Source organism: Lagierella massiliensis, from assembly GCF_001407835.1.
Taxonomy (GTDB): domain Bacteria; phylum Bacillota; class Clostridia; order Tissierellales; family Peptoniphilaceae; genus Mediannikoviicoccus; species Mediannikoviicoccus massiliensis.
In genome coordinates this window covers 1-1,003 of the sequence record NZ_CYUO01000002.1, presented here as the reverse complement: position 1 = coordinate 1,003, position 1,003 = coordinate 1, and the positions used below count along the sequence as shown (strand labels likewise).

Below are 1,003 nucleotides of genomic sequence, written 5' to 3'. Positions count from 1 at the left end.
ACTTCGTATTAGTAGAATTCAAACAAGGTGAACATGGAACAATAGCAGAAACAGAAACAACAAAATATTGGGTAAACCCAACTGCAGGAAAGACAGTTGCAGACGTTACAAAACCAGCAGTAACACCAGAAGAAGGATACAAACACACAGGCTGGGATAAAACAGATGACACAGCAATTACAGAAGCATTAGAAGTAACTGCACAATACAAGAAGAAAGTTGTAACAGAAGATCCAAAAGACGAAGACTACGTAAAAGTAGACTTTGCAACAAGCAAGGGAACGCTTGACGGAACTTCAGAATACTGGGTACTAAAGAATGAAGAAGTAGAACTAACAGCTCCAACAGTAAACATGGGACAAATTACAGACTACACATTCAAAGCATGGGATCCAGCAGTTAAAACAACTTATACAGAAGACACAACACACAATGCAACATTTAACTACGCAGGAGACGACATTGTTCCACAAAAACCAGGCGAAGACAAACCAGACGTACCAGCAGACTTCGTATTAGTAGAATTCAAACAAGGTGAACATGGAACAATAGCAGAAACAGAAACAACAAAATATTGGGTAAACCCAACTGCAGGAAAGACAGTTGCAGACGTTACAAAACCAGCAGTAACACCAGAAGAAGGATACAAACACACAGGCTGGGATAAAACAGATGACACAGCAATTACAGAAGCATTAGAAGTAACTGCACAATACAAGAAGAAAGTTGTAACAGAAGATCCAAAAGACGAAGACTACGTAAAAGTAGACTTTGCAACAGGCAAGGGAACACTTGACGGAACTTCAGAATACTGGGTACTAAAGAATGAAGAAGTAGAACTAACAGCTCCAACAGTAAACATGGGACAAATTACAGACTACACATTCAAAGCATGGGATCCAGCAGTTAAAACAACTTATACAGAAGACACAACACACAATGCAACATTTAACTACGCAGGAGACGACATTGTTCCACAAAAACCAGGCGAAGACAAACCAGA

The 1,003-nt window shown here is 39.6% G+C and carries 1 protein-coding gene; it reads left to right on the top strand.

The features are described 5' to 3' along the window. Positions 1–1,003 (top strand): hypothetical protein (locus BN2746_RS09055; RefSeq protein WP_187364064.1); only part of this gene is annotated, 1,003 nt, incomplete at both ends.